The 25,559-nt window shown below is 67.6% G+C and carries 25 protein-coding genes; 12 read left to right on the plus strand and 13 right to left on the minus strand.

Annotated elements, in window-relative coordinates; genetic code table 11:
* Positions 1 to 155: 155 nt before the first annotated feature.
* From VLK31_RS22210 to VLK31_RS22235, 6 genes are all read right to left on the minus strand, one after another.
* Positions 156 to 1,682 carry an FGGY-family carbohydrate kinase gene (locus tag VLK31_RS22210; protein ID WP_409170613.1) on the minus strand — a complete coding sequence of 509 codons (1,527 nt, stop codon included), beginning with the start codon at positions 1,680 to 1,682 and terminating at the stop codon, positions 156 to 158.
* A complete protein-coding gene (locus tag VLK31_RS22215) occupies positions 1,679 to 2,824 on the minus strand; it encodes an alcohol dehydrogenase catalytic domain-containing protein (RefSeq protein ID WP_409170614.1) in 1,146 nt (381 codons plus the stop codon). The genes VLK31_RS22210 and VLK31_RS22215 overlap by 4 nt, the downstream gene beginning before the upstream one ends.
* Before the next feature lie 95 nt (positions 2,825 to 2,919).
* Positions 2,920 to 3,900: an ABC transporter permease gene (locus VLK31_RS22220; RefSeq protein ID WP_409170615.1), complete on the minus strand. Its 981-nt coding sequence runs from the start codon at positions 3,898 to 3,900 to the stop codon at positions 2,920 to 2,922.
* Positions 3,897 to 5,432 carry a sugar ABC transporter ATP-binding protein gene (locus VLK31_RS22225; RefSeq protein ID WP_409170616.1) on the minus strand — a complete coding sequence of 512 codons (1,536 nt, stop codon included), beginning with the start codon at positions 5,430 to 5,432 and terminating at the stop codon, positions 3,897 to 3,899. The genes VLK31_RS22220 and VLK31_RS22225 overlap by 4 nt, the downstream gene beginning before the upstream one ends.
* A gap of 12 nt (positions 5,433 to 5,444) precedes the next feature.
* Positions 5,445 to 6,389 (minus strand): ABC transporter substrate-binding protein, encoded by a 945-nt coding sequence (locus tag VLK31_RS22230; RefSeq protein WP_409170617.1) that lies wholly within the window; start codon positions 6,387 to 6,389, stop codon positions 5,445 to 5,447.
* A gap of 130 nt (positions 6,390 to 6,519) precedes the next feature.
* On the minus strand, positions 6,520 to 7,407 hold the full coding sequence (locus VLK31_RS22235) for a helix-turn-helix domain-containing protein (protein WP_409170618.1): 888 nt from the start codon (positions 7,405 to 7,407) through the stop codon (positions 6,520 to 6,522).
* Between the two features lie 350 nt (positions 7,408 to 7,757).
* Between VLK31_RS22235 and VLK31_RS22240 the strand changes: the two genes are divergently transcribed.
* Entirely contained in the window at positions 7,758 to 9,023 is a 1,266-nt protein-coding gene (locus VLK31_RS22240; protein WP_409170619.1) for a CaiB/BaiF CoA transferase family protein, read from the plus strand.
* Positions 9,024 to 9,036: 13 nt separating this feature from the next.
* Here VLK31_RS22240 and VLK31_RS22245 read toward each other — a convergent pair whose 3' ends face one another.
* The 6 genes from VLK31_RS22245 to VLK31_RS22270 form a co-directional block, all read right to left on the minus strand.
* Positions 9,037 to 9,294, minus strand: a complete 258-nt coding sequence (locus VLK31_RS22245; protein ID WP_198083495.1) for an acyl-CoA-binding protein — start codon at positions 9,292 to 9,294, stop codon at positions 9,037 to 9,039.
* A 95-nt stretch (positions 9,295 to 9,389) separates the two neighbouring features.
* Positions 9,390 to 10,250, minus strand: coding sequence for a hypothetical protein (locus VLK31_RS22250; protein WP_409170620.1), 861 nt, complete (start codon positions 10,248 to 10,250; stop codon positions 9,390 to 9,392).
* Between the two features lie 4 nt (positions 10,251 to 10,254).
* Complete coding sequence (locus VLK31_RS22255; RefSeq protein WP_409170621.1) at positions 10,255 to 10,971, minus strand: TetR/AcrR family transcriptional regulator; 717 nt, start codon at positions 10,969 to 10,971, stop codon at positions 10,255 to 10,257.
* A 164-nt stretch (positions 10,972 to 11,135) separates the two neighbouring features.
* Positions 11,136 to 11,645, minus strand: a complete 510-nt coding sequence (locus VLK31_RS22260; protein ID WP_409170622.1) for a phasin family protein — start codon at positions 11,643 to 11,645, stop codon at positions 11,136 to 11,138.
* A gap of 120 nt (positions 11,646 to 11,765) precedes the next feature.
* Positions 11,766 to 12,215, minus strand: coding sequence for an acyl-CoA thioesterase (locus VLK31_RS22265; protein WP_409170623.1), 450 nt, complete (start codon positions 12,213 to 12,215; stop codon positions 11,766 to 11,768).
* Between the two features lie 88 nt (positions 12,216 to 12,303).
* Positions 12,304 to 13,200 (minus strand): LysR family transcriptional regulator, encoded by an 897-nt coding sequence (locus VLK31_RS22270; RefSeq protein WP_409170624.1) that lies wholly within the window; start codon positions 13,198 to 13,200, stop codon positions 12,304 to 12,306.
* Between the two features lie 142 nt (positions 13,201 to 13,342).
* Here VLK31_RS22270 and gtdA point away from each other — a divergent pair, with 142 nt between their 5' ends.
* The 8 genes from gtdA to VLK31_RS22310 all read left to right on the plus strand — a co-directional run bounded on the left by gtdA (position 13,343) and on the right by VLK31_RS22310 (position 21,719).
* Complete coding sequence (gene gtdA / locus VLK31_RS22275; RefSeq protein ID WP_409170625.1) at positions 13,343 to 14,404, plus strand: gentisate 1,2-dioxygenase; 1,062 nt, start codon at positions 13,343 to 13,345, stop codon at positions 14,402 to 14,404.
* A 75-nt stretch (positions 14,405 to 14,479) separates the two neighbouring features.
* Positions 14,480 to 15,184 carry a fumarylacetoacetate hydrolase family protein gene (locus VLK31_RS22280; RefSeq protein ID WP_409170626.1) on the plus strand — a complete coding sequence of 235 codons (705 nt, stop codon included), beginning with the start codon at positions 14,480 to 14,482 and terminating at the stop codon, positions 15,182 to 15,184.
* A gap of 33 nt (positions 15,185 to 15,217) precedes the next feature.
* Entirely contained in the window at positions 15,218 to 16,489 is a 1,272-nt protein-coding gene (locus VLK31_RS22285) for a 3-hydroxybenzoate 6-monooxygenase (RefSeq protein WP_409170627.1), read from the plus strand.
* A 58-nt stretch (positions 16,490 to 16,547) separates the two neighbouring features.
* The gene (locus tag VLK31_RS22290; protein WP_409170628.1) at positions 16,548 to 17,522 is read left to right on the plus strand and encodes a Bug family tripartite tricarboxylate transporter substrate binding protein; all 975 of its coding nucleotides are present in this window, start codon (positions 16,548 to 16,550) and stop codon (positions 17,520 to 17,522) included.
* 81 nt (positions 17,523 to 17,603) lie between these two features.
* Complete coding sequence (locus VLK31_RS22295) at positions 17,604 to 18,581, plus strand: Bug family tripartite tricarboxylate transporter substrate binding protein (RefSeq protein WP_409170629.1); 978 nt, start codon at positions 17,604 to 17,606, stop codon at positions 18,579 to 18,581.
* Positions 18,581 to 19,930 carry an FAD-dependent oxidoreductase gene (locus VLK31_RS22300; protein ID WP_409170630.1) on the plus strand — a complete coding sequence of 450 codons (1,350 nt, stop codon included), beginning with the start codon at positions 18,581 to 18,583 and terminating at the stop codon, positions 19,928 to 19,930. Before VLK31_RS22295 ends, VLK31_RS22300 begins: the two co-directional genes overlap by 1 nt.
* Before the next feature lie 79 nt (positions 19,931 to 20,009).
* Positions 20,010 to 20,699 (plus strand): hypothetical protein, encoded by a 690-nt coding sequence (locus VLK31_RS22305; RefSeq protein ID WP_409170631.1) that lies wholly within the window; start codon positions 20,010 to 20,012, stop codon positions 20,697 to 20,699.
* A 120-nt stretch (positions 20,700 to 20,819) separates the two neighbouring features.
* A complete protein-coding gene (locus tag VLK31_RS22310; protein ID WP_409170632.1) occupies positions 20,820 to 21,719 on the plus strand; it encodes an acyl-CoA thioesterase in 900 nt (299 codons plus the stop codon).
* Here VLK31_RS22310 and VLK31_RS22315 read toward each other — a convergent pair.
* A complete protein-coding gene (locus tag VLK31_RS22315) occupies positions 21,694 to 22,413 on the minus strand; it encodes a GntR family transcriptional regulator (RefSeq protein ID WP_409170633.1) in 720 nt (239 codons plus the stop codon). The genes VLK31_RS22310 and VLK31_RS22315 overlap by 26 nt on opposite strands.
* 146 nt (positions 22,414 to 22,559) lie before the next feature.
* Between VLK31_RS22315 and VLK31_RS22320 the strand changes: the two genes are divergently transcribed.
* The 3 genes from VLK31_RS22320 to VLK31_RS22330 are packed head-to-tail and all read left to right on the plus strand — an operon-like array spanning position 22,560 to position 25,540.
* Positions 22,560 to 23,348 (plus strand): SDR family NAD(P)-dependent oxidoreductase, encoded by a 789-nt coding sequence (locus tag VLK31_RS22320; protein WP_409170634.1) that lies wholly within the window; start codon positions 22,560 to 22,562, stop codon positions 23,346 to 23,348.
* A 46-nt stretch (positions 23,349 to 23,394) separates the two neighbouring features.
* Positions 23,395 to 24,621 (plus strand): ABC transporter substrate-binding protein, encoded by a 1,227-nt coding sequence (locus tag VLK31_RS22325; protein ID WP_409170635.1) that lies wholly within the window; start codon positions 23,395 to 23,397, stop codon positions 24,619 to 24,621.
* 16 nt (positions 24,622 to 24,637) lie between these two features.
* Positions 24,638 to 25,540, plus strand: a complete 903-nt coding sequence (locus VLK31_RS22330; protein WP_409170636.1) for a branched-chain amino acid ABC transporter permease — start codon at positions 24,638 to 24,640, stop codon at positions 25,538 to 25,540.
* Positions 25,541 to 25,559 lie beyond the last annotated feature (19 nt).

A 25,559-nucleotide genomic window follows, 5' to 3' on the forward strand; every position in this document is an offset into this window, starting at 1 on the left:
TCAACCCCGGCTCTGAAAACGCTCACGTCGATGGGGTGCCTTGCGCAGCGAAATAAAGGAGGAGGCCGAAGGCCGGGGGACATTCGCGGAGCAAGGTACCCCGTCGGCGTGAGCGCTGTCCTGAATGACCCGTGCAATGACGCCACGCGAAGCATTCATTTCAACCGATGCATCGCATCCCGCAACGCCGGGTACAGCGACTTGTAGATATCGAACCGCTCCCGGTACACCGCCTGCGCCGCAGGCTCGGGCCGTGCGCGTTCCACCAGCGTGACCCAGCCGCGCTCGGCCGTTGCTGCATCGACCAGCCCCGCACCCAATGCCGCGAGCATCGCCGCGCCCAGCGCCGCCTCCACCTCTTCCTCGATCGTGAACACCGGGTAACCCGTGACGTCCGCCACGATCTGCATCCACAGGTCCGAGTGCGTCGCACCACCCACCACGATGAGCCGTTCGGCCAGCGGCTGGCCGCTTTGCCGCCCCGCCTCTATGTTGTGCTGCAACGCAAAGGTCACCCCCTCCAGCACCGCCCGGTACAGGTGCGCGCGACTGTGCGCCAAAGACAGGCCGATGAACGCGCCCTTGGCTTGCGCGTCCCAGATGGGGCTGCGCTCGCCCATCAGGTAAGGCAGAAACACCAGGCCCTGCGCGCCCGGCGGCACATCCACAGCCTTGCGCTCGATGAGCGCATGCGCGTCCTCGCCCGTGCGCGCGGCCTCCGCCACCTCGGCCTGGCAGAAGGCCTCGCGAAACCAGGTGATGGCCGCGCCCGCCGTGATCGCACCACCGAACACATAGCTGCGGTCCGCGCCGCGGTACACATGCGGCATGGTGATGAGCTTGTGCCGCGCATCGACCGTGGGGCTCACGAAGCCCCAGCACATGCTGGTGCCGATCATCGCGACATGGTCGCCGCTGCCCGTCACGCCCGCGCAGAAGGTGGCCACCGCCGCGTCGACACCGCCGGCCATCAGCGGCATGCCCTCGGCAAGGCCCAGCTTCGCGGCCCATTCTGCGGTGAGCCCACCCACCACGTCGCTCGACTCCACCAGCCGCGGCGGCATCATGCGCGCGGGAATGCCGAGCATCTGCATCGCTTCGTCGGACCACTGGCGCCGCTGCGCGTCGTACACCCCGCCAATGTTGCCGGCCGAGCTGTGGTCCACCGCCAGCTCGCCCGTGAGCCGCAGGTTGATGTAGCTGTTGGGCGGCAAGAAGTAGCGTGTGCGCTCCCACACCTGCGGCAGGTGCTCGCGCACCCACAGGATCTTGGTGAAGCCGTGGTAGCTGTCCACGCCGTTGCCGGTGATGGCTTCGAGCCGCGGCACATTGACGTTGGCGTTTACCCATTCAACTTCGGCGGTGGCGCGGCGGTCCATCCAGATCAGGCAGGGGTGCAGCGGCTGCATGGCCTCGTCGACCGGAATGCCCGCGCCGCCGTACAGGCTGCTCACGCACAGGGCTGCAATGTCGGCAGGGGCCACGCCGCTGGCGGCCACGCAGGCGCGAACGCTTTCGCACACCGCGTCGAACCACACATCGCAGTGCTGCTGCGCCCACAGGGGCTTGGGCGTTTCGGGTTGGTAGGCCACGCTGCGTTGCGCATGCACCTTGCCGTCGATGCCGACCAGCAAGCACTTGGTGCTCTGCGTGCCGATGTCGACGCCGATCACGTATTTCATGGGGTTGTCTCTCGGAAGCTGGGCTGCGGCTTGAGCAGCACCTTGATGGAATCGAGCGAGTTTGCCAGCGCAAAGGCGCGCTCCCATTCGGTCAGCGGAAAGTCGTGCGTGACGATGCCTTTCGACGTGACCAGCCCGCGCGCCAGCAGGTCGATGGCAATCGGGTAGCAATAAGGCCCCAGGTGCGCGCCGCGCACATCGAGCTCCTTGCGGTCGCCAATGATCGACCAGTCCGCGCTGGTGTGCGCGCCGAACACGCTGAACTCCACGAAGCGGCCGAGCTTGCGAATCATCTCCAGGCCCTGCGTCACGCCGATGGGCGCGCCGGTTGTTTCGATGTACACGTCGCAGCCGTAGCCCTCGGTGAGGCCCTTGACGATGGCGTCGGCGTTCTCTGTTCTGGGGTCGATGACGACGTCGGCGCCGTACCGCTTTGCGAGTGCCAGGCGCTCGGGCACCAGGTCGATCACGATCAGCTTCTTCGGCGTCTTCAGGCGTGCGGCCTGCACCATCATCAGGCCCAGCGGGCCGGCGCCAGCGATCACCACCACGTCGTCGAACTGGATGTCGCCACGGTTCACCGTGTGGATCGCGCACGAGAGCGGCTCGATGATGGCCGCGTCTTCCAGCGTGATGCCGTCGGGAATCTTGTGCACGCGCGAGGTGGGCGGCAAGCGCATGAAGTCGGCCATGCCGCCGTCGGCCACAAGGCGCTGGAAGCCGAAGATGTTGTGCACCTCGCACATCCAGTATTTGCCCGATGTGCAGAAGCGGCACTTGTTGCAGGGCACGATCTGCTCGGCAATGACGCGGTCGCCTTTTTCCACGCCGAAGTGTTCGCCCGCGCCTTCGCCCAGCGCCTCGACGTAGCCGAAGAACTCATGGCCCGGAATGACCGGCGCCTTGACCCATGACGGCTGGCCGTCGCCGCCCCAGAACATCTTGGCGCCCGAGTGGCATTTGCAGTCGGAGGCGCAGATGCCGCAGGCCGCGATGGAGATCAGCAGTTCGTTGCGGCCGATGGTGGGCATGGCGACGGTTTCGAGGCGGTAGTCCTTCGGGCCGTGGCACACGACGGCCTGCATGGCGGCGAGTTCGCCGATGGCGCCGAATGAGCCGGGCTGTAGCTTTTGATAAGACATGGGTTTCTTGGGGTCGGAGATGGTGTTGGTTTTGGTTTTGGTTTTGGTTTTTCTCCCTCCCCCAGGAGGGGAAGGAGCAAGACAAAAGGGAGGGGTCAGCGTTTGGCTTCGCGGCTGATGAAGATGGCGAGCAAAACGATCCCGCCCTTGATGACCAATTGCAGGTACGGCGACACGCCGATCATGTTCAGGCCGTTGTTCAAAACGCCGAGCAGCAGCGCACCGACCAGCGTGCCCACGATGGCGCCGCGCCCACCGGCAATGGACGTGCCGCCCATCACCACCGCCGCAATGGCATCCAGCTCGAAGCCCACGCCCACTCCAGGCTGTCCGCTGGTCACGCGCGCCGCCTGCACGATGCCGGCAATGGCCGCGGTGAGTCCGCTCAGCGCATACACCAGCAGCTTGTAGCGCGATACCCGTACACCGGAGAGCCGCGTCGCTTCCTCGTTGCCGCCAATGGCATACACATAGCGCCCGAACGGCGCCATGTTCAGCATCACATACGCCACCAGGTAGGTCGCCAGCATGATGAGAATCGGCACCTTGATGCCCGCCAGCACACCGCCGCCCAGGAAGGCGAAGGACTCTGGCAGGCCGTCGATGGGGTAGCCGCCGGTGTAGATCAGCGCAATGCCGCGCGCAATGCCCATGGTGGCCAGCGTCACGATGATCGGCGGCATGCGCAGGTACGCCACGCAGTAGCCGTTGAACAGGCCAATCACCACGCCCACCGCCAGCCCGAGCGGCACGGCAAGCATGGGAGGCAGCCCGAACTGCACCATCATTCCCGAGGCCAGCGTGCCCGACAGCGCCACCACCGCGCCCACCGACAGGTCGATGCCACCGGTGAGGATGGCGGCCGTCATGCCCACCGCGATGATCGCGTTGATCGACGACTGCAGCGCAATGTTCTGCAGGTTGCCCCAGGAAAGAAAGTTGTCGGTCGCCACCATCATGAAGACCGAGACGGCGACCAGCCCGACCAGCGGAAGAAAGGCCGTGGAGCGGCGCAGCGGGCTGAAGAAGCCGCCGTGGGGTGCCCTCGGCGCGGTGTGGGTGGCGGTGGCATTCATTGAAGACTCCCTGACAAAGTAGCGTGGCGCATGATGTCGCCCGCGTTGATGGATTCGCCCTCCAGCGTCGCCACGATGGCGCCGCCCGAGAACACCGCGACGCGGTCGCACATGCCCACGATCTCGGGCAGTTCGCTCGAAATCATCACGATGGCCTTGCCCTGGCGCGTGAGCTCGCGCATCAGGTTGTAGATCTCGGCCTTGGCGCCCACGTCGATGCCGCGCGTGGGCTCGTCGAAGATCAGCACCTCGCAGGCGTGCCCGAGCCAGCGGGCAATCACCACCTTTTGCTGGTTGCCCCCGGACAGCGTTGCCACGCGGGTCTCCATGCCCGGTGCCTTTACGCCCACGCGCTTCGCGAGTTCGCAGGCCGTTTGCTTCTGCGCCTTCTGGCTCACCAGCCCGGCGCGCCTGTGCTTGCCCAGGTTGTTCATCGAGATGTTGAAGCGCACCGTGAAGTCGGTGATCAGCCCCTCGACCTTGCGGCTCTCGGGCAACAGGCCGATGCCGTTCTGCAGCGCATCCGTCGGGTCGTTCAGCCGCACGGGTTTGCCGTTGCGCAGCACCGTCTTGCGGTGCACGCGGTTGGCGCCCATCATGCCCAGCGCGAGCTCGGTGCGCCCCGAGCCCACCAGGCCGGCAAAGCCGAAAATCTCGCCTTCGTGCAGCGCAAAGCTGTTGACCGGCCCGCCCTTGGCAAGCTGGATCTGCGGCACCTCCAGCACCTTGCGTGCACGCGGCGCGGGCACCGGCTTGGGCGGAAAGTTCTGCGCAATCTTGCGGCCCACCATCATCTGAACCAGTGCATCCACGGTCGTTGCGCCGACCTGCGCATGCCCCGCGTTGGCGCCGTCGCGCAGCACGCTGATGCAATCGCACACCTCGAATATTTCATCCAGGTGGTGCGAGATGAAGATCATTGCCACGCCCCTGGCGCGCAGCTCGCGCATGATCCTGAACAGGTGCCCGGCCTCGTTGGGCGTGAGCGTGGCGGTCGGCTCGTCGAGCACCAGCAGGCGCGCCTTCAGCGACAGCGCCTTGCCGATTTCCACAAACTGCTGCTGCGCCACCGAGAGCCGGCAGATCGGCACGTCCAGATCGATTTGAACGCCGAGCTCGTCGAACAACGCGCGGGCCGAGCGCTTCATGGCCGCCTTGCGCAGCAGCCCGAAGCGGTTGTTCAGGTAGCGGCCCAGAAAGATGTTCTCCACCGCGTTCAGATACGGAACGAGGCTGAACTCCTGAAAGACGATGCCGATGCCCGCGGCAATGGCATCGTTGTAGCCCGCGAAGCGGCGCGCGCTGCCGTCGATGAGGATGCGGCCCTCGTCGGGCTGGTGAATGCCGCCCAGGATCTTCATCAGCGTCGACTTGCCCGCGCCGTTCTCGCCGAGCAGCGCATGCACCTCGCCCTTGCGGACCGACAGGTCGATGCCGGTCAGCGCGTTCACGCCCGGAAAGCGTTTGGACACGCCTTCCAGGCGGAGGATTTCTTCGCCTTCCTTGCCTTGTTTGCTTTCTGAACAGGTCATGGCTGGGCCCTGTCACCAGGCAAAGGTTTTCGCGCCCTCGGCGTCGATCAGCTTCACGTCGACCGGCACCGCGGCCGGCACGCTGGCGCCCCACTTCTTCGCCAGCGCGATGCCGATGGCCAGGCGGACCTGGTCGCGCGGGTACTGCGCCGTGGTGGCGATGAATCTGGAGCCGGGCTTCTGCATGGCCTTGATGGCTTCGGGCGCGCCGTCCACGCTGGTGAGCTTCACGTCCTTGCCGCTGGCGTCGATGGCCGCGAGTGCGCCCATCGAGCCGCCGTCGTTCACGCTGAAGATGCCCTTCAGGTCCTTGTTGGCCTGCAGGATGTTCTCGGTGACGGTGAGCGCCGCGGCGCGCTCCTGCTTGCCGTTCTGCGTGCTCACCACCTTGATGCCGGGGTACTTGGCCAGCGCCTCGCGGCAGCCCTTCACGCGCTCCAGGATCGGCACGACCGCAATGCCGTCGAGGATGGCCACGTCGCCTTTTTCGCCGATGCTGCGCGCAAGGTAGTCACAGGCCAGGCGACCGGCATCGATGTTTCTGGAGCCCACGAAGGCGTCGACCGGGCCTTGCGCATTCGCGTCCACCGCCACCACGATCAGCCCCGCCTTCTTGGCCGAGCGCACTGCCGACTGCACGCCGGCGGAGTCGGTCGGGTTCATCAGCAGAATGTCGACCTTCTTCTGAATCATGTCTTCCACGTCGCTGATCTGCTTGGCCACGTCGTGCCGCGCGTCGGTGATGACCACGGTGGCGCCGATGGTGGCGGCGGCTTCCTCCAGCGCCTGCTTCATCGTCACGAAGTAGGGGTTGTTGAGCTCCTGAAAGCTCATGCCGATGCGCAGCGGCTGCCTGGGGGCCTGCGCCTGGGCGGCGCACATGCCACAGGTCAGTGCGGCCAGAGCGGCCAGTGCGGTGAGGGTGGTGCGTGCGGTGACCTTGAGAAGGTTCTTCATGGTTGCTGTCTCCTTGGGTTTATTGGCTGTCGGGCGAACATGGCGTGAAAAAACGCCGGCAAAGGCGTGCCCCGCGCGGCACCCCGAGGCGCCGCGCCGGAAACGACGCGGGGTGCGTGCAGGGCGCCGTCTACGGCCCGGCGGCGCGCGAGGGCGCGGCCTGCATGCGATGAAAGTTGCGGAACTTGGTCGGCGGCATGTGCTTGTGCAGCAGAAACTGCCGGTTGAAGTTCGACACGTTGTTGAAGCCAACGTCCATGCAGACGTCGAGCACCGGCTTCTCGCTGTTGGTGAGCAGCTCGCAGGCGCGGCTGATGCGCAGTCGGTTCACATAGCGCACGAACGACTGGCCCGTGTGCTTGCGGAAAGAGCGCGAAAACGCGCTCGGGCTCAGGCCCACCAGCGCGGCCAGCATCGGCTCGCGCAGTTCGTCGCCGAGGTTGGCGGCGATGTGCGCCAGCACGTTGTTGATGGCGTGCGGCATGAAGGCCTTCGGGTCGGGCCTGAACGCGGGGCTTGCGAGCCGCTGGCGTTGGCTGTTGCTCGCCAGCAGGTCGAGCAGCGAGAGCAGCAGAATCACGCGGCGCAGTCCGCTCGCCTGCAGCAGCGACTCCATGATCGGCTTGGCCGCGATGGCGGTCCTGGCGCAGAACAGCAGGCCCGAGCCCGATTCGGCCAGCAGCGACGCGATGCGCTCGAACTCGGGGAAGGCGACGCCCATGTTCTTTGCCAACTCGGCCTTGAACTGAACCACGATGCTGCGCCGCTCCACGCTCTGGCCCGCGGGCACGTCGCTGATCCAGTTGTGCGGCAGGTCGGGGCCCACCAGCACCAGGTTGCCGGGCTCGAAGTGCCCGACATGGTCGCCCACGAAGTACACGCCCCTGGTCTGCACGATCAGCTGAATTTCGTACTCGGGATGGAAGTGCCAGCGCACCGTGCGGTACGGGTAGCCGTGCGCCCACGCGGTGAACGATTCGTCCCCCCGGAGCTCGACGATTTCCAGATCAGGTTGCATCAGCGGTTCCCTCCCTTTGCTTTTTTGTTGTCCCTGGCAGCGCGTGACAGCGTGGAGCGGACTGTACGAATCGCCCGGGACGCCCACAACCAGAGATGCTGCTCCAAAGTGATACTTTTTTGCTCATCGGCAGACGACCGGGGCGTGGACATGGCGCTGCTGAAACGCGGTTTCTACAGGGGGAGAAGGGTTGCGGGCGGGCAATTTCCGTGGCCCTAAATGAGCCGAAACGGCGTGTCAGGAATGCATAGGTGTTTTCCCGCCCCGATTCTTTCTTCCACCCCTTCTCCGATGTCCATTCGCATGCCTGCGCCGAGCGCACACGTCGCCGCACGGCACACTCTGGCGCCATGACGAACACCGCTTCTTCCCCTGCGGCCACTGCCGCCCCTGCCGATGCCACCGCTGCTGGCCCGCTGGCCGGCCTGAAGGTCGTCGAGCTCGGGCAACTCATCGCCGGGCCTTTCGCCGCCCGCACGCTGGCCGACTTTGGCGCCGAGGTCATCAAGATCGAGCCGCCCGGCGCGGGCGACCCGCTGCGCACCTGGCGGCTGCTGAAGGACGGCACGTCGGTGTGGTGGCAGGTGCAGTCGCGCAACAAGCGTTCGCTGGCGCTCGACTTGCGCGAGGCCGAGGCACAGGCCATCGTGCGGCAGCTTGCCGCCGAGGCCGATGTGCTGATCGAAAACTTCCGCCCCGGCGCCATGGAGGGCTGGGGCCTGGGCCCCGACGCGCTGCTGGCCGCCAACCCCGCGCTGGTGATGCTGCGCATCAGCGGCTACGGCCAGACCGGCCCCTACCGCGACCGCCCCGGCTTTGGCGTGGTGGCCGAGGCGATGGGCGGGCTGCGCCACCTCACGGGCGAGCCGGGCCGGGTGCCGGTGCGCGTGGGCGTGTCGATAGGCGACACGCTGGCGTCGCTGCACGGCGTGATCGGCGTGCTGCTGGCCATGCAGCACCGGCATGCGACGGTGAGCGCGGCGCACCCGAAGGGCATCGGCCAGGTGATCGACGTGGCGCTCTACGAGGCCGTCTTCAACTGCATGGAAAGCCTGCTGCCCGAGTACGACGCCTTCGGCGCGGTGCGCGAGGCGGCCGGCAGCGCGTTGCCGGGCATCGCGCCCACCAACGCCTACCGCTGCGCGGACGGCGGCTACGCCATCGTGGCGGGCAACGGCGACAGCATCTTTCGCCGGCTGATGGCCTGCATCGGCAGGCCCGACCTGGCGGGCGACCCGGCGCTGGCGGGCAATGCCGGAAGGGTGGCGCAGGTCGAGATGCTCGACGCCGCCATCGGCGATTGGGCCGCGCAACGCACGGTCGACGAGGTGCTGGCCGCGCTGGACGCGGCGCACGTGCCCGCAGGGCGCATCTGCACGATTGCCGACATCGCCGCCGACCCGCACTACGCCGCGCGCGGCATGCTGCAGCAGGTGCGCATGCCCGACGGCAGTGCGCTGGCGGTGCCGGGGTTCGTGCCCAAGCTGTCGCTCACCCCGGCCAGCCACCGGCACAACGCGCCGGCACTGGGGGCGGACACCGATGCGGTGCTGAGGGAGATCGGGTTGAGCGCCGAGCAGATCGCCGCGCTGCATGCGCGCGGGATCGTGGGCTGAACTGCGCGGCCGTTCAGCCGCGCAGCGACTCGATCAGGTCGATGTATTTCTGCTTCGCCTCGTCGGCGCTCGCGCCTTTTTGCGCGGTCCATGCGTCCCATTTGGCGCGCGCCACGATGTCGCTGAAGCTGGGCTTCTTGGCGGTGTTGTCGCCTTCGGTGGCTTGCTTGAACAGACCGTAGATCTTCAGCAGCGTCGGGTTGTCGGGGCGCTCGGCAAGCAGCTTGGAGTTGGCCTGGGCGGCTTCGAATTGGGCGTGGAGGTCGGACATGGCGGTGATGACGGTGACGTGGAAAGGTTGAAGGAAAGGCGGAGACCGCGCATCTTAAATTGCGCGGTACCCACTGGTACCAATCACTCGTCCAGTCAGTCTTTCAGCCCGGCGCGCGCCAGCTCCACGTCGAAGCGCTCCCGCGCATCGGCGGGCTTGAGCGCGGCGGCCTGCTCGTACAGCCGCGTGGCCTCGCCCATGCGCGATTCGCCGTGCAGCATGAGCAGGGCGCGCGCGTACTCCATCATTCCGGCGGCCGAATCCGGGTGCATCTCCAGGCCGCGCTCGAACAGCGCGATGGAGGTTTCCGCCCGCACGCCGTAGGTCATGCGCCCGACCAGCGCGCCCACTTTGTCGATCACCTCGGCATGGAAGGAGGCGAGCGCAAGGTGCGCGTCGGCATGGCGCGGCTGCAGCTCTATCACCCGTTCCAGCGCGCCCTTCAACGTGCTGCCCAGCCCCTGCGCCAGCGCACGCGCCACGCTGATGCCCTGGCTGTAGCGGCCCAGCGCATAGGCCTGCCAATACAGCGCCTGGCAGTTGTCGGGCTCGGCCGCGGCCTGCGCGCCGGCACGCTCGATCACCTGGCGGAACATGGCGAGCCGCACCGCCTCGCGCGGCTCCAGGTAGTCGGCGTAGATGGCGCTCGACTGATTGGCCAGCGCCAGCCCCTCGGCACCGTGCAGCAGGCCGAGCGTGGCGGCGCGTTCGAATTCACCGCTGTGGTACAGCGCCCAGCCCTCGGCCAGCGCGGAGTTGTCGGGCGGCATCGGCAGCGCATGGCCGGCATGCAGGCGCGCCCAGTGGGTGGCCACGCTGCGCGCGTCGTAGCGCGGCACGTCGGCCCAGGGCAGCGGCGTCCAGGGGCCCGCGTTGGCCAGCACGGGGTGCGCGGGCACCGGGTGGGCCGGGTGAGCGGATGTGCGCGAGAGCGGTTGAAAGTCGGGGTGGGGCATGTGTCTAGACCGCCATGTCGACCGAGGTTTTTGCGGGGGCGCCGCGCTGGCCGCCGTCGTTGCTGTCCTCGCCGTTGTAGGCGTGGCTCAGTGTCACCAGGTGCCGCCGCTGGTCGCGCCCGAGGTAGGGCGCGAGCTGGTGCAGGGTGTGGTGGGCGCCGCGCATCAGGGCGCCCTGCGCATGCGCGGGCTCCAGCGCTTCGCGCGGGTTGCGCACGTACTCGTAGCTCAACCAGTAGGTCAGCACCACCACCATGCTTTGTGCGAGCGTGTCGACCTCGTGCGCGTCGATCTCCAGGTGGCCGGCGCGGCTCAGCCCGGCAATCAGCTGGCGGATGGCGCGGGCCTTGTTCTTCAGCACCAGCTGGAACTGGGTTTCCAGGTGCCGGTTCTTGCTGAGCAGGTCGTTCAGGTCGCGGTACAGAAAGCGGTAGCGCCAGATCAACTCGAACAGCGTGTGCATGAAGAACCACGCGTCCTCCACGTCGTGCACGCCTTCGCTGGCGTGCAGCAGCTCGTTGAGCTCGGCTTCGTAGCCTGCGTAGAGCTTGTTGATCAGCTCTTCCTTGGCCGGGTAGTGGTAGTACAGGTTGCCCGGGCTGATGTTGAGTTCGCCTGCCACCAGGGTGGTGGAAACGTTCGGCTCCCCGAAGCGGTTGAACAGGTCCAATGCGGCTTCGAGGATGCGTTGCGCCGTGCGTCGTGGCGCCTTCTTTGCCATGTCGGTGCCCCCGTTTGTCTCGTGGTCTGTTGGGGACACTCTAGCCTATGTGCACCGCAACACGCGCGGTGCGGGACATGTTTTGCGGGGCTGTTTTTTGCTGCGGTGCCGCATTCACGCCAGGCCGCAGAGGGCCACAGCGGGCCACTGTGGCCCGTGCCGTCTCAGCCCGCCTTGCTGCGGCGCAGGGTCGTCTTCTTGGCGGCGGGGGCCGCCGTCTTGCGCGCGGCACCGCGGCTGGCGCGTGCCGGCGCATGGGCGGCTTCCTTGGCCGGGGCGGCCTGCTTCTTCAGTTGCGCTTCGAGCGCCTCGACGCGCGCCTGCAGCGCGGCCATGTCGGCGGCCGAGGGCACGCCCAGTTTCTCGATGGCGCGGGCCACGCGTTCTTCGAAGATGTTCTCCAGCTTGCCCCATTGGCCGGCCGCCTTGGTGCCGAACTCGCTGGCAAAGCCGCTCATGCGGTGCTGGGCCTGGGCCAGGGTTTCTTCGGCGGCTGTCTGCGTCTTTTTCTGCATGCCGGCGCCGTCCTTCACCAGCGCCTCGAAGGCCTTGCTGCCTTCCTGCTGCATCTTGGCAAAGGCGCCAAGGCCGGCCAGCCAGATCTGCTGGGCGGAGTCCTTGATGCGGTCGGCAGATTTGCTGTTGTTGTTCTTGTCGTCGTCGGAGGTGGCCATGCGGAGTGTTCCTGGAAGGAGAAGGGAGACGGGAGAAGGGGGGTCGAGCGCAGGACTCTAGCCGCCCAGGCCCTTCGCCGTTAGAGCTTTCCGCCTAGCCGCGCACCTTCAACCCGCGCCTCAGGGCGTGGCGCCGGCAGCGCGGCTGGCGTCCAGGTGCGCCTTAGCGCGCTCGGCCAGCGCCATTTCGCCGGGCGTGCCGGGCGCGTAGCTCTCGACCGGCAGCGGCCGGCCGTGCGAGTCGACAGAGACGAACACGATCAGGCATTCGGTCGTCTTTTCCATCGAGCCGCCCTTCATGTCGCCGCTGCGCACCTCCACCGAGATGTTCATGCTGGTGGTGCCGGTGTAGGCCAGGCGGGCCTCCACCTCGACCAGGTCGCCGATCATGATCGGGCGGTGAAAGCGGATGCTGCCGATGAAGGCGGTGACGCAGTAGCGTTTGGACCAGCTGGTGGCGCAGGCGTAGCCGGCCTCGTCGATCCACTTCATGACCGTGCCGCCGTGGACCTTGCCGCCAAAGTTGACGGTGCTGGGTTCTGCGAGGAACCGCAGGGTGATCGAGGACATGGAAGGCCGCCTTTGTTGTAGGGCTGTGGGGTGTGGGGAGCCGCGATTATGCGAGCGCGGCCGTCGCCCGTCCCCTCGAAATGCGCGCTCAGCTGCCGCTGAACAACTGCGCCAGCGTGCGCCGCAGCCAGGCGTTGCCCGGGTCGGCATGAAAGCGCTCGTGCCAGTGCTGCTTCACCGCGTAGGCCGGCAGGGCGAAAGGCGGCTCCAGCAGCTTCACCGGCTCCTGCGTGGCCAGCACCTTGCCCAGAATGCGCGGCACCACCACGATCAGCTCGGTGTGCGCCACGATGCGCGCCACGCTCAAGAAGCTCGACAGCCGCACCACCACGTCGCGCTTCAGGCCCAGCCGGGCGATGGTCGTGTCGACAATGGCGTGCCCCGTGCCCGACGTGGACACCACCGCATGCGCCTCCCCCTCGAAGCGCTTGCGCGTGAGCCGCGCGCCAATGCGCGGATGGTTCTGCGCCGCCAGGCACACGAAGTTCTGCATGAACAGCGTCTGCTGGTAGAAGCCCGCGTCCAGCTGTGGCATGAAGCCCACGGCCAGGTCGACCTCCCCGTCCTGCAGGCGCCGCCCGCTGATCGTGGAGATGATCTCGGTCTCGATGTGCACCCCCGGCGCCCCGTGCCGCAGGTGGTCGAGCAGGGCGGGCAGCAGCACCACCTCGCTGATGTCGGTCATGCAGATGCGAAAGCGCCGCTGCGCCTGCGTGGGGTCGAAACTGCTGCGGTTGCCCTGGGCCTGCGCCAGCTGGGCCAGCGCCTCGCGCAGGTTCGGGTAGATGCGCTGCGCATACGGCGTGGGCTGCATGCCCTGGGCGGTGCGGGTGAACAGGCGGTCGTCGAAGTGCGCGCGCAGCTTGTTCAGCGCGGTGCTGGCCGCGGCCTGCGCCATGCCCAGCCGCTCGGCCGCCTTGGAGACGTTGCCGGTCTTGTAGACCTCGTCGAACACGGCGAGCCATTCGAGATCGAGCTTGGACATGGGGTGGGGCGCTCCGTGTGGTTCAGTGCAGACCAAAAGCAAAAGACGCCATTATCGAAATTTCGAATTCCGTGTATTGGCCACCGGTCTTGAGGAAATAGTGGTGCGCGTGAAGAATGCCGCCACGGAGACACACCACGCCATGAACACCGCGCCAACCAATGCGGCCGAACGCCGCGACTACTACGCCCGCATCGCCCCGCTGCACCTCACGCCGCTGTGGGAGTCGCTGCACGCCCTGGTGCCGCGCGAGCCGCAAACGCCCTGCGTGCCCGCGCTGTGGCGCTACGACGAGATTCGCCCGCTGCTGATGGAATCGGCCGCGCTCATCACCGCCGAGGAGGCCGTGCGCCGCGTGCTGGTGCTGGAGAACCCGGCGCTGCCGGGCAACTCGTCGATCACGCAGTCGATCTATGCGGGCCTGCAACTCATCATGCCGGGCGAGGTGGCACCGTCGCACCGCCATGTGCAGTCGGCGCTGCGCTTCATCGTCGACGGCAAGGGCGCGTACACCACCGTGGGCGGCGAGCGCACCACCATGCACCCCGGCGACTTCATCATCACGCCCTCGTGGGCCTGGCACGACCATGGCAACGAAGGCCTGGGCGGCGTGACCGAACCGGTGGTGTGGCTCGACGGCCTGGACATTCCCATGCTGCGCTTCTTCGACGCCGGCTTTGCCGAGAACGACGACGCCAAGGTGCAGCACGTGTCGCGGCCCGAAGGCCACAGCCTGGCGCGCTTCGGCCACAACATGGTGCCGGTGCGGCACGACCACACCTCGGCCACCTCTCCGATCTTCAACTACCCCTATGCGCGCAGCCGCGACGCGCTGGCCCAGTTGCAAACGCAGGAGGCGCCCGACGCCTGGCTCGGCCACAAGCTGCGCTATATCAACCCGCTGACGGGCGGCTCGCCGATGCCGACGATTTCTACCAACCTGCAGTTGCTGCCGAAGGGCTTCACAGGCAAGGCGCACCGCGCCACCGACGGCACCGTGTACAGCGTGGTCGAGGGCCACGGCACGGCGGAAATTGCCGGGCAGCGCTTCGACTTCGGTCCGCGCGACACCTTCGTGGTGCCGTCCTGGGCGCCGCTGCGGCTGTCGTCGCCCGGCGAAGACACGGTGCTCTTCAGCTTCTCCGACCGCCCCGTGCAGCAGGCCATGGGCATCCTGCGCGAAGCCTTTCTCGAAGAAGCCTGAGCGCCGTCTTCACGCGACCTCGCTTTCTTTTCATCTTTCTGTTCGACCGAGTGCCGCCCCGCGGCAGGAGCCTTCATGTCCTTCGTCTTCACTCCCCCTTCCATCGTCGGCCTGCCCATCGTGGATTCCGACAAGCTGTTTCCCGTGCGCCGTGTGTACTGCGTGGGCCGCAACTACGCAGCGCATGCGCGCGAGATGGGCTTCGACCCCGACCGCGAACCGCCGTTCTTCTTCTGCAAGCCCAACGACGACGCCTCGGTGGTGCCGGTGGCCGAAGGCACGACCGGCGCCGTGCCATACCCGCCGCTCACCACCAACTACCACTACGAAGCCGAGCTGGTGGTGGCCATCGGCAAGGGCGGCCGCGACATTCCGATCGAGCAGGCCGCCAGCCACATCCACGGCTATGCCGTGGGCCTGGACATGACCCGCCGCGACCTGCAGATGAAGATGCGCGAGCAGAGCCGGCCGTGGGAAATCGGCAAGGCCTTCGACTTCTCCGCGCCCATCGCGCCGCTGCGCACGCTGGCCGACGTGGGCGAGATCAGTGGCGGCGCCATCACGCTGGAAGTCGACGGCCAGGTGCGCCAGAGCAGCGACATCACGCACCTGATCTGGTCGGTGAACGAGGTCATTGCCAACCTGTCGACGCTCTTCACGCTGCAGCCCGGCGACCTGATCTTCACCGGCACGCCCGAAGGCGTGGGCGCGGTGAAGGCCGGCCAGACCATCAAGGTGAGCATCGAGCGCCTGCCGTCGCTGACGGTTCGCATCGACTGATTCCGAACGCGCAGAAAACAAAGAGGCCGCCTCATGACAGCACACCCCCCGAAGAACCCGCCCACCGTGCTGCTGGTCGGCGGCGGTATCGGCGGCATGGCCGCCGCGCTGGCGCTCGCGCGCCTGGGCGTGGCGGTCGACCTGCTGGAGCAGAGCGCCACCATCGGCGAGATTGGCGCCGGCCTGCAACTGGGCCCCAACGCCTTTGCCGCGCTCGACGCACTGGGTGTGGGCGAGGCCGTGCGCCGGGGCTCGGTGTTCACCGACCGGCTGGTGATGATGGACGCGGTCGATTGCGCGGAAGTGGCCTCGGTGCCCGTGGGCGAAGCCTTTCGCGCGCGCTTCAATAACCCGTATGCGGTGAGCCACCGCGCCGACCTGCACGGCGCCATTCACGAGGCGGTGAAGCAGCATCCGCTGATTCGCTTCCACACCTCGGCGCAGGTCGAGGCCATCGACACGAGCGGGCAGGGTGTGACAGCCGTCACGCGCGACGGCCGCCGGTTCAAGGCCGACGCCATCGTCGGCTGCGACGGCGTGAAGTCGGTGGTGCGCGACAAGCTCATCGGCGATGCGCCGCGCGTGTCGGGCCACGTGGTGTACCGCGCCGTGGTGCCGGCGAACGACATGCCCGCCGACCTGCGCTGGAACGCCCCCGTGGTCTGGGCCGGTCCCGACTGCCACCTGGTGCACTACCCGCTGCGCCACGGCGAGCAATACAACCTGGTCGTCACCTTCCACAGCCGCGAAGCAGAAGAGTGGGGCGTGACCGACGGCAGCAAGGAAGAAGTGCTGTCTTACTTCGAGGGCGTGCATGCGCGCCCGCGCCAACTGCTCGACCGGCCCACATCGTGGCGCCGCTGGAGCACCGCCGACCGCGACCCGGTCGGCCGCTGGAGCGACGGTGCGGCCACGCTCCTGGGCGACGCCGCGCATCCCATGATGCAGTACCTGGCACAGGGCGCCTGCATGGCGCTGGAAGACGCCGTGACGCTGGGCGAGGCGGTGAAGGCCTGCGGCTTCGACATGCCCGCCGCGTTCAAGCTCTACGAGGCGGCCCGCGTCGCCCGCACGGCGCGCGTGGTGCTGTCGGTGCGCGAAATGGGGCGGCTGTATCACGCCAAGGGCGTGGAGCGCCTGGTGCGCAACAGCCTGTGGGTGGGCCGCTCGCCCGAACGTTTTTACGATGCGGTCGAGTGGCTCTATGCCTGGCGGCCCGAGCATTGCCTGGACGATGCGCCGCAGGCGCTGCGTCCTTCGGCTAGCGCCAGGACCGAAGCGCCCGCCGTACTCGCGCCGCACTGACCCCTGTTTCTTTCAGCATTCACAACCATCGAGGCCGTCAAGGCCCAGGAGACAAGACATGAACTTTTCGCGCGTGTTGCTCACAGGCGTCGCTGCCCTCGCGGCGGCTTCCGGGGCACTGGCCCAGTCCGACTACCCCAGCAAACCCGTGACCCTGGTCACGCCCTTCGCCGCCGGCAGCGGCCCCGACGCGGTGCTGCGCCTGGTCTCCGACAAGCTCTCGCGCCTTTGGGGCCAGCGCGTGCTGATCGACAACAAGCCCGGCGGCGGCGGCTTCATCGCCATCGACCAGGCACGGCGCGCCGCGCCCGACGGCTACACGCTGCTGCAGCTCGACAGCGAGCACATCGCCGCGCTGCCGCACCTGTACAAGTCGAAGAACTTCGTGACGCTGCAGCACTTCGATCCGGTGGCCTCGCTGTTTCGCACGCCCTTCTTCGTGGCCGTGGGGTCCGACTCGAAGTGGAAGACCATGGCCGACCTGATTGCCGCCGCCAAGGCCGAGCCCGACGCGGTGGTTTACGGCTCATGGGGCGTCGGCAGCCCCGGCCACCTTGGCGCGCAGCAGCTGGAGGCGCTCACCGGCATCCGCATGCGCCACGCGCCGTACCGCGAGGTGTCGCAGCTGTATTCGAACGTGGGTGCCGGCGACGTGCCGTGGGCCTTCGCCAGCATTCCGTCGAGCCAGGGCATCTACAAGGCCGGCAAGCTGCGCTACATCGCGGTGGCGGCGGCCAAGCGCATTCCGCAGATGCCCGACGTGCCCACCATGGCCGAGTCGGGCGGCCCGGCCTCGCTGGAGGTGAATTCGTTCGTGTCGCTGCTCGCGCCCAAGGGTGTGTCGCCCGCCATCAAGGCCAAGATCAATGCCGACGTGGCCAAGGTCATTGCCGACCCGGAGATCCGCGCCCGCTTCGACACTTTCGCCTTCGAGCCGCTGGCCTGGTCGCCCGAGGAGATCGAGCGCAATGCGCAGGCCAAGTCCAAGGTGTATGGCGAGCTGGTGCGCAGGGGCAACATCAGCCTCGACTAGCCAGGGGGGCGCCTTGCCCCCTTCTCGGCTCGGCAGTTAAGCTGGCCCTCTCTGTTTTTTGACAATTTTTCACACTTCCAAATGCAAGCCACCAAGAGAGCCCTCCTGATTGCCTGCGGCCTGGCCGCCGCCGCCGTGTTGCCCACGACCGCCAGCGCAGAGAACGCCGCCTGGCCGACCAAGCCAATCCGCCTGCTGGTGGGCTTTCCGGGCGGCTCCACGCCCGACATTGCGGCGCGCACCATCGCCGAGCCGCTGGGCAAGGCGCTGGGCCAGCCGATCGTGGTGGACAACAAGGCCGGCGCCTCGGGCAACATCGCGGCCGACCAGGTGGCCAAGGCCACCGACGACCACACGCTGGGCATCGTCATCAACGGCAACCTCACGTCGTCCAAGATGCTGTACGCCAAGCTGCCGTACGACCCGGTGAAAGACTTCACCTACCTGTCGCTGATTGCGACCGCGCCGCTGGTGCTGGTGGCGCAGAACAACCTGCCCTCGGGCACCGCCTTTTTCGACGCGGGCCGCAAGGCGGGCGACAAGTGGAACTACGGCTCGGTGGGCATCGGCTCGGTCGGCCATCTGGGCATGGAACTGCTCAAGACCCGCATGCCCGGCTTCAAGCCCGAGCACGTGCCCTACCAGGGCAATCCGCAGGTCATTACCGCCATGCTGGGCGACCAGGTGCAGATGGGCCTGATTCCCCCGGGCGTGGCCATGCCGCAGATTCGCGCCGGCAAGCTCAAGGCCATTGGCCTCACGGGTGGCCGCAGCGCGCTGGTGCCCGAGATCCCGCCGCTGGCCGATGCCGGCGTGAAAGACTTCAACCTCGAGGTGTGGGTGGCGCTGCTGGGCCCGGCCAACCTGTCGAAGGCCGCGCAGGCGCGCATCAGCCGCGAGCTCGAAGTGGTCATGAAAGACCCCGACGTGCGCCGCAAGCTCTTCGAGCAAGGCTGGCAGGCCGTGGGCACCTCGCCCGACGGCATGCGCACCCGCGTGACCGAAGAGGCCGCCATCATGGGCAAGATCATTTCCGCCCGCGGCATCAAGTTGCAGTAATGAGCGCTTCCACATTGCATGAGCCCGCCCGCGAGCTGCCGGTGTTCGGCGACTACGACGTGGTCGTGGTCGGCGGCGGCCCCGCCGGCATTGCCGCGGCCGTGAGCGCCGCGCGCCACGGCGCCCACACGCTGCTGGTGGAACGCTACGGCTTCCTGGGTGGCATGGGCACGGCCGGCGGTGTGACCAACTTCGCGGGCCTGTACGGCAAGCGCAAGGGCGAAATGACGCAGCTGGTGCACGGCGTGGTCGACGAGCTGATCGAGCGCATTGCCGCGCTCAACGGCATGAACGATCCGCAGAACGGCATGGGCGGGCGCATTTGCGTGCGCTCGTACGACACCTCGGCGTACAAGCTCGCGGCCGACCAGCTGCTCGACGCCGCGGGCGTGAAGCTGCTGTTCCATGCGTACGCGGCCGCGGTGATCCGCGACGGCAACCGCATTGCGGCGCTGGTGGTGGAGACCAAGTCGGGCCGCCAGGCCATTCGCGCCAACGCCTTCATCGACGCCAGCGGCGACGCCGACGTGGCCGCCTTTGCGGGCGTGCCCTTCGAAGTGGGCGACGGCCACGGCAGCGGGCTGTTTCCGACCACCATGTTCCGCATTGGCCAGGTCGACGCGCCGGCCGCGCTGGAGGCGGTGGGCGAGTTCAAGGCCATCAACGACTACATGGCGCGCACCGAGCAGCTGAAGCCGGGCAAATACAAGTTTCCGCGCGAAGGCGCCATCCTGCGGCCCAACAAGGACCCGCGCGAATGGCGCGCCAACGTCACGCAGATTCGCAATGCCCAGGGCCATGCGATGAACGGCGTCGACGCGCGCGAGCTGACCGAGGGCGAGCTCGAAGGCCGGCGCCAGATTGCCGCGTACTTCCAGTTTCTGAAGGCCGAGGTGCCGGGCTTCGCGCAGTCGGCCATCGTGGAAATTGCGCCGCAGGTCGGCATTCGCGAGACGCGGCGCATCCAGGGGCTGTATGCGCTGCAGCGCGAAGACATTCTGGGCTCCGCAAAGTTCGACGACGCCATCGGCCTGAACGCCTGGCCGATGGAAATGCATGCCGACGGCCGCATCGAATGGGCTTTTCCGCGCGACGAAGACAACGCCTACAACCACCTGCCGTGGCGCATGCTGGTGCCGCGGACGCTCGACAACTTGCTGGTGGCCGGGCGCTGCGCGTCGATGACGCACGAAGGCCAGTCGGCCGCGCGCGCCAGCGGCGGCTGCTTCGTGATGGGGCAGGCCGCGGGCACGGCGGCGGCGTCCCTGGGCGGCGCGGCCTTTGCGGGCGTGGACGTGGCGGCGCTGCAGAAGAAGCTGGCGGCCGACGGCGTCGACCTGGACCGCTGAACCCACTGAACGCAGAAAGCGGCGACGGCGGCGGCGCGCTAGAGTCCGGGGCTTGATGAACTCCCACCCCGGACGAAACGTGCACTTATCTTCGTTGTCGACCCCCGCGCGTCGCATCTTCCTGGCGCTGTCCTGCGCCGCGCTCGGCCTGCTGCAGATGGGCTGCGCCAGCACCCCCGAAGGCGAACCCGTCCACGGCAAGGACAGGTTGCTGAGCTTCGTGGCGGCCAAGGACGGCCGCAAGGTCGCCCTTGCCGGCGAGAACTACCACTACGTGTTCGACGGCGACCCGTCCGTGGCGGCGGTGCTGCGCTGGGACGGCCGCACCAAGGTCACGCCCGCGCTCATCGGCGAATTCAAGGTCGCGCGCAACCAGAGCTTCGAGGGCCAGTACGTGCTGATGGCCTTCGACGCCGACCTGACGCCCGAAGACCGCGTCTTCCTGGTCCAGACCGGCTTTGCCAAGGCCGACATGAAGTACGGCGACCGCACCGGGCCGGTGCTGCGCTACTTCGGCACTGTCTACGGCAAGCGCTATGAGGCGACGCCGCTGAAGTCGGCCGACAAGGTCGACTTTTCGCGCCGGCAATACCTGAAGTACGTCGAGCAGGAAACCCTCAGCGGCCCCTTCACCAAGGCCGCGCCCTCGCCGCTGGTGTATGCGGACGACGGCTCCATGCTGCTGGGCGGCGTGCCGGTGCGCGTGGTGCAGGGCGGCACGGACGCCGGTTGCAGCGCGCGGTTGATGGGCGTGTGCTTGTACAAGTAGGCCCGGCAAGCGGCGCGGGAGAGGGTGTGCAGCCCCGCTGACCGCCCCGCGACAGCCCGCGGGCCCGGCCTTTGCTATGGTCCAGGGTTGCTTCTTTTGCCAGCCCCAGACTGTTCCCCGATGACCATCGACCCCGCCACCGCTTCCCACCTTGTCGACGAACTCGTCGCGCTCATGCAGCTCGAGCCCCTGGGCGGCGACCGCTTCCTGGCCCAGAGCGAGGACATCGGCACCCCCGCCGTCTTCGGCGGCCAGGTGCTGGGCCAATCGCTGATGGCCGCCAGCCTCACCGTGGGCGCCGAGCGCCCGGTGCATTCCATGCACGCCTACTTTCTGCTGCCGGGCGAGCATGCGCCCATCGAATACAGCGTGGACCGCGTGCGCGACGGGCGCAGCTTTACCACCCGCCACGTGGTGGCGCGCCAGCAGGAGCGCATCATTTTTGAAATGTCGGCGTCGTTCCAGACCGTCGACGACGGCGTGGAGCACCAGTTCGACATGCCCGAGGTGGCCGGCCCCGACGGCCTTGTGAGCGAACTCGACCAGCGCATTGCACTGGGCGATCGCCTGCCAGAGCCCTGGCGCAGCAAGGCGATTCAGCCGCACGGCATCGAGTACCGCCGCGTCGACCCCGAAGACCTGATGGCGCCGGAGATTCGCCCCACCTCGGCGCAAAGCGCCATCTGGATGCGCGCCATCGCCCCGCTGCCCGACGACCCGATGGTGCACCGCGCGCTGCTGGCCTATGCCTCCGACCACGGCCTGCTGCGCGCCGCGATGCTGCCGCACGGCCTGAGCTTCATGAGCGGGCAGGTGCGACCGGCCAGCCTGGACCACGCCATGTGGTTCCACCGCGATTTCCGCATGGACGACTGGCTGCTGTACGTGCTCGACTCGCCCAGCGCCGGCGGCGCGCGCGGCCTGTGCCGCGGCAGCCTCTACACGCTCGATGGGCGGCTGGTGGCGTCGGCCGCGCAAGAGGGAATGCTGCGCATCAGGAAGCCGGCAGCTCGTTCGTGAGCGTGGGCAGCAGCCCTTCGCGGGTGCGCTCGTCCAGCAGCCGCTGGTAGTTGTCGCGCAGCAAGATGCCCGCGTAGTACACGTGCTCGCGCATCAGCTGCTCGGCCCGCGCGGCGTCCCCTGAAATCACCGCCTGCACGATGCGGTGGTGGTCGTCGTGCGAACGCAGGATCACGCCGTGGTCGTGCCACAGCATGATGCGGTCCGACGCGAACGGCACCGCCTGCGCCTGCGCGCCAAAGCGCATCACCCACGGGTTGCGCGCCCCGTGCATCAGCGTGTTGTGCAGCTTCACGTTCATCTGCTGGTAGGGCGCGAGGTCGTCCAGCAGCAGCTGGCCCTTGGCAAGTATTTCGTCGCCCTCGCGCAGGCACCCGCGCAGCAACTCGGCCGTGGCCTCGTCCACCCCCAGCGCCGCAAAGCGCCGGCAGGCCAGCCCCTCCAGCACCGAGCGCACCTCGTACGCCGCAAGGATGTCTTCCAGCGCGAACGAGCGCACCAGGTAGCCCTTCTTCGGCTGGTGGTCGATCAGCCCTTCCATCGCCAGCGCGGCCAGCGCGGCGCGCACCGGGGTGCGCGACACCTTGAGGCTTTCCGCGATCGGCACCTCCTCCACGCGCATGCCCGGCGCAAGCCGTCCGTGAAGGATCCAGGTGCGCAGCGTCTCTGTGACTTGTTGGGAGAGTGTGTCCATGTCAGGTATACATGATGCCCGCAAATACGGACGATAGTTTGAGTTATTAGGGAAAACGAGGTCTCTCAGATGTGTTCATGTATACACAATGCGACCCTCGATCAACTTTCAAGTCGCCCCGAAGCGGCCCGGAGACCTTGCAGCCCATGGCGGACCATCATGCACAACCCCACGGCCGGCTGGCCCTCGTGACCGGCGGCGGCCGGGGCATCGGCGAGGCCGTGTGCCGCCGCCTCGCGGCCAGCGGCTACCGCGTCGTCGTGGCCGACATTGACGGCGGCAATGCCCGCGCGGTGGCGCAATCGCTGGGCGACGACCCCGGCGTTCACCACTTCCGCCAGTTCGACGTGAGCGAAGAAACCGCCGTCGAGGCTGCCTTCGACGACATCGAAGCCAGCATCGGCCCCATCGCCGCGCTGGTCTGCGTGGCCGGCATCCTGCTGATGCCCGGCGGCGAGCGCTCGCTCATCAAGGACACCTCGCTGGACGACTGGGAGCGCACCTTCGCCGTGAACGCGCGCAGCGTGTTCCTGTGCGGGCGCGCCTACCTGCGCCGGCGCGAGGCCGCGCCCGTGGCGCACGGGCGCATCGTCACCTTCGGCTCGGTGGCGGCGCAGCTGGGCGGCTACCGCTCCAGCGCCACCTACATCGGCGCCAAGTCGGCGGTGCTGGGGCTGACCAAGGCCATGGCGCGCGAGTCGGCGCACATGGGCGTCACGGTCAATTCGGTGGCCCCCGGCCTCATCGACACCGACATGCTGCGCGGCACCGTGCAGAGCAGCGGCGCGCTCGCGGCTGCGGCCGCCAACATTCCGCTCGGGCGCATCGGCACGGTGGACGACGTGGCGGGCGCGGTCGACTACCTGCTGTCCGAGCAGGCGGCGTACATCACGGGCAACGTGATCGACGTCAACGGCGGCTACCGCATGCAGTGACCCGGCGCGGTCCGTCCACCCCCCTTCATTCCAACGGAGACAGCACATGAAAAAGAACTTCCTGATTTCGGCCGCGGCACCCTGGGCCCTGGGTGCGGCACTGTGCGCGCTCGCCCCCGCGGCGCTGGCGCAGGCCGAGCCCGGCCTGACCGACAAGACCATCAAGATCGGCATGTTCTCGCCAATGTCGGGCGCGTCGATGAACTACGGCTTCGACGTGATCAACGCCGCGAAGATGTACTACGACAAGATCAACAAGGAAGGCGGCGTGAACGGCCGCAAGATCGAGCTGGTGGTGGAAGACGACCGCTGCAACGCCAACGACCTGCTGGCCGCGGTGAAGAAGCTCACGGAACAAGACCAGGTGTTTCTGCTGAACGGCGGCTCGTGTTCGGCCGCGGTGGTGGGCGCGCGCGAATACGTGGAGCGCGCGAAGATTCCGCTGATCATGCTCAACGCCTCGGGCGACGGCGCGCTCTACCCGCCGTCCAAGTACATCTACGGTGCGTTCTCCATCTCGCAGCACGCGGTGGGCGGCTCCATGGTGCAGTTTGCGAGCGAGCAGCTCAAGGCCAAGAAGATCGGCTACATCAACCATGACGACGCCTACGGCGGCTGGAACCTGGAGTCGGCCCAGGCGCAGGCCAAGGCGCTCGGCGGCATCGACCTGCAGGTGCAGTCGGTCAACCCGAACATCACCGACGTGACGGCGCCCATGCTGAAGATCAAGGCCGCCAACCCCGACGTGCTGCTGCTCACCACCTACGCACGCCCGGTGAGCCTGATCGTCAAGCGCGCCTTCGAGCTCGGCTTCAACAAGCCCATCGTGCTGGCCGTGAACTCCACCGCCGACCTGAAGCAACTGGTGGAAAACGTCGGCAACAAGGACGCCTTCAAGAACGTCTACATCCAGGAGGTGCTGGCCGACGTGCCCGGTGGCCCCAAGCTGAAGTGGGTGTACGACATGTACAAGGCCGCCTACCCCGAGCTGGCCGCCAAGCCCGGCTATCCGCAGGCCTACATGCCCTACGGCATTCCCTCGGCCATGGCCGTGGTCAACGCGCTGAAGGCCGCCGGCCCCAGCCCCACGCGCGAGAAGGTGCTCACGGCGCTGTCGACCATGAAGTTCGACTCCGGCGTGATGGCCGGCCCCATCGAGTTCGGCCCCGACGACCGCGCCGCGCAGGAGTCGGCCATCTACATCAAGTTCGACGGCAGCAGCATGGCCCTGGTGCCGGGCAGCTACAAGAGCGTGTGGAAGTACAAGCCCTGAGGGCGGCGGGCAATCCATGAGCCTCTCCGACATCTGGCTTTTCTTGCAGCAGGGCGTGTTGTCCGGCATCGTCACGGGCAGCGTCTACGCGCTGCTCGCGGTGGCGATCGTCATGGTCTTCAAGACCACCGACGTGCCGAACTTCTCGCAAGGCGAAATCTTCATGGCCGGCGGCTACGCCGCGCTCTTTCCGCTGGTGGTGTGGGGCTGGCCCTACTGGGCCGCGGTGATCGCGAGCATCGTGGTCACGGCCTTGCTGGCCGCGGGCTTCCAGCGCGTGGTGATGCAGCGCGTGACCGCCTCGCGCGGCGTGGGCGTGCAGCTGGTCATTGCCACGCTGGGCTTTGCGTATCTGCTCAAGGGCCTGGTGCGCAAGACCGGCCTGGGCGACACGCCGCGCTCGCTGCCTTCGCTGGTGCCGCAGGACCCGATCATGATCGGGCAGGCCTCGCTCACGCTGCTCGACCTGGCCATCTTCGGCTCGGCCGTGGTGGTGATGGTGCTGCTGTATCTGATGTTCACGCGCACCCGCACCGGCCAGGCCATGCGCGCGGTGGGCATGAACCCGCGCGGCGCGCAGATCGTGGGCGTGAAGCTGGGCAGCATCCGCATGAAGATCTGGGCGCTCACGGGTGTGATCTCGGCCATTTCGGCGTTGCTCATCACGCCCAAGATCCTCATCACGCCGGACATCGGCCACATCGCCATCCTGGCCTATGCGGCCGCCATCGTCGGCGGCTTCACCAGCCTGCCGGGCGCGGTGGTCGGCGGCTTCATCATCGGCATCGTCGAGAACCTGGTGGGGCTTTTCATTTCGTCCAATGCCATCGTGGTGGCGCCCTTCGTGGCGATCATGGTGGTGCTGCTGGTGCGCCCGCAAGGGCTGCTGGGCGGCAAGCCTCAGGTGAAGAAGGTATGAGCGCGTCCTCTCCGGTTTC

The sequence above is a fragment of the Variovorax sp. H27-G14 genome (assembly GCF_046156345.1).
Classification (GTDB): Bacteria; Pseudomonadota; Gammaproteobacteria; order Burkholderiales; family Burkholderiaceae_C; genus Variovorax.

Bases quoted from the DNA above. Each gene is read 5' to 3' on its own strand.
- VLK31_RS22220 (WP_409170615.1), bottom strand. From the start codon at position 3,900: ATGAATGCCACCGCCACCCACACCGCGCCGAGGGCACCCCACGGCGGC.
- VLK31_RS22320 (WP_409170634.1), top strand. From the start codon at position 22,560: ATGGCGGACCATCATGCACAACCCCACGGCCGGCTGGCCCTCGTGACC.
- VLK31_RS22300 (WP_409170630.1), top strand. From the start codon at position 18,581: ATGAGCGCTTCCACATTGCATGAGCCCGCCCGCGAGCTGCCGGTGTTC.
- VLK31_RS22285 (WP_409170627.1), top strand. From the start codon at position 15,218: ATGACAGCACACCCCCCGAAGAACCCGCCCACCGTGCTGCTGGTCGGC.
- VLK31_RS22260 (WP_409170622.1), bottom strand. From the start codon at position 11,645: ATGGCCACCTCCGACGACGACAAGAACAACAACAGCAAATCTGCCGAC.
- VLK31_RS22210 (WP_409170613.1), bottom strand. From the start codon at position 1,682: ATGAAATACGTGATCGGCGTCGACATCGGCACGCAGAGCACCAAGTGC.
- VLK31_RS22270 (WP_409170624.1), bottom strand. From the start codon at position 13,200: ATGTCCAAGCTCGATCTCGAATGGCTCGCCGTGTTCGACGAGGTCTAC.
- VLK31_RS22265 (WP_409170623.1), bottom strand. From the start codon at position 12,215: ATGTCCTCGATCACCCTGCGGTTCCTCGCAGAACCCAGCACCGTCAAC.
- VLK31_RS22250 (WP_409170620.1), bottom strand. From the start codon at position 10,250: ATGCCCCACCCCGACTTTCAACCGCTCTCGCGCACATCCGCTCACCCG.
- VLK31_RS22230 (WP_409170617.1), bottom strand. From the start codon at position 6,389: ATGAAGAACCTTCTCAAGGTCACCGCACGCACCACCCTCACCGCACTG.
- VLK31_RS22245 (WP_198083495.1), bottom strand. From the start codon at position 9,294: ATGTCCGACCTCCACGCCCAATTCGAAGCCGCCCAGGCCAACTCCAAG.
- VLK31_RS22330 (WP_409170636.1), top strand. From the start codon at position 24,638: ATGAGCCTCTCCGACATCTGGCTTTTCTTGCAGCAGGGCGTGTTGTCC.
- VLK31_RS22215 (WP_409170614.1), bottom strand. From the start codon at position 2,824: ATGTCTTATCAAAAGCTACAGCCCGGCTCATTCGGCGCCATCGGCGAA.
- VLK31_RS22225 (WP_409170616.1), bottom strand. From the start codon at position 5,432: ATGACCTGTTCAGAAAGCAAACAAGGCAAGGAAGGCGAAGAAATCCTC.
- VLK31_RS22290 (WP_409170628.1), top strand. From the start codon at position 16,548: ATGAACTTTTCGCGCGTGTTGCTCACAGGCGTCGCTGCCCTCGCGGCG.
- VLK31_RS22235 (WP_409170618.1), bottom strand. From the start codon at position 7,407: ATGCAACCTGATCTGGAAATCGTCGAGCTCCGGGGGGACGAATCGTTC.
- VLK31_RS22240 (WP_409170619.1), top strand. From the start codon at position 7,758: ATGACGAACACCGCTTCTTCCCCTGCGGCCACTGCCGCCCCTGCCGAT.
- VLK31_RS22295 (WP_409170629.1), top strand. From the start codon at position 17,604: ATGCAAGCCACCAAGAGAGCCCTCCTGATTGCCTGCGGCCTGGCCGCC.
- VLK31_RS22310 (WP_409170632.1), top strand. From the start codon at position 20,820: ATGACCATCGACCCCGCCACCGCTTCCCACCTTGTCGACGAACTCGTC.
- gtdA (WP_409170625.1), top strand. From the start codon at position 13,343: ATGAACACCGCGCCAACCAATGCGGCCGAACGCCGCGACTACTACGCC.
- VLK31_RS22315 (WP_409170633.1), bottom strand. From the start codon at position 22,413: ATGGACACACTCTCCCAACAAGTCACAGAGACGCTGCGCACCTGGATC.
- VLK31_RS22325 (WP_409170635.1), top strand. From the start codon at position 23,395: ATGAAAAAGAACTTCCTGATTTCGGCCGCGGCACCCTGGGCCCTGGGT.
- VLK31_RS22255 (WP_409170621.1), bottom strand. From the start codon at position 10,971: ATGGCAAAGAAGGCGCCACGACGCACGGCGCAACGCATCCTCGAAGCC.
- VLK31_RS22280 (WP_409170626.1), top strand. From the start codon at position 14,480: ATGTCCTTCGTCTTCACTCCCCCTTCCATCGTCGGCCTGCCCATCGTG.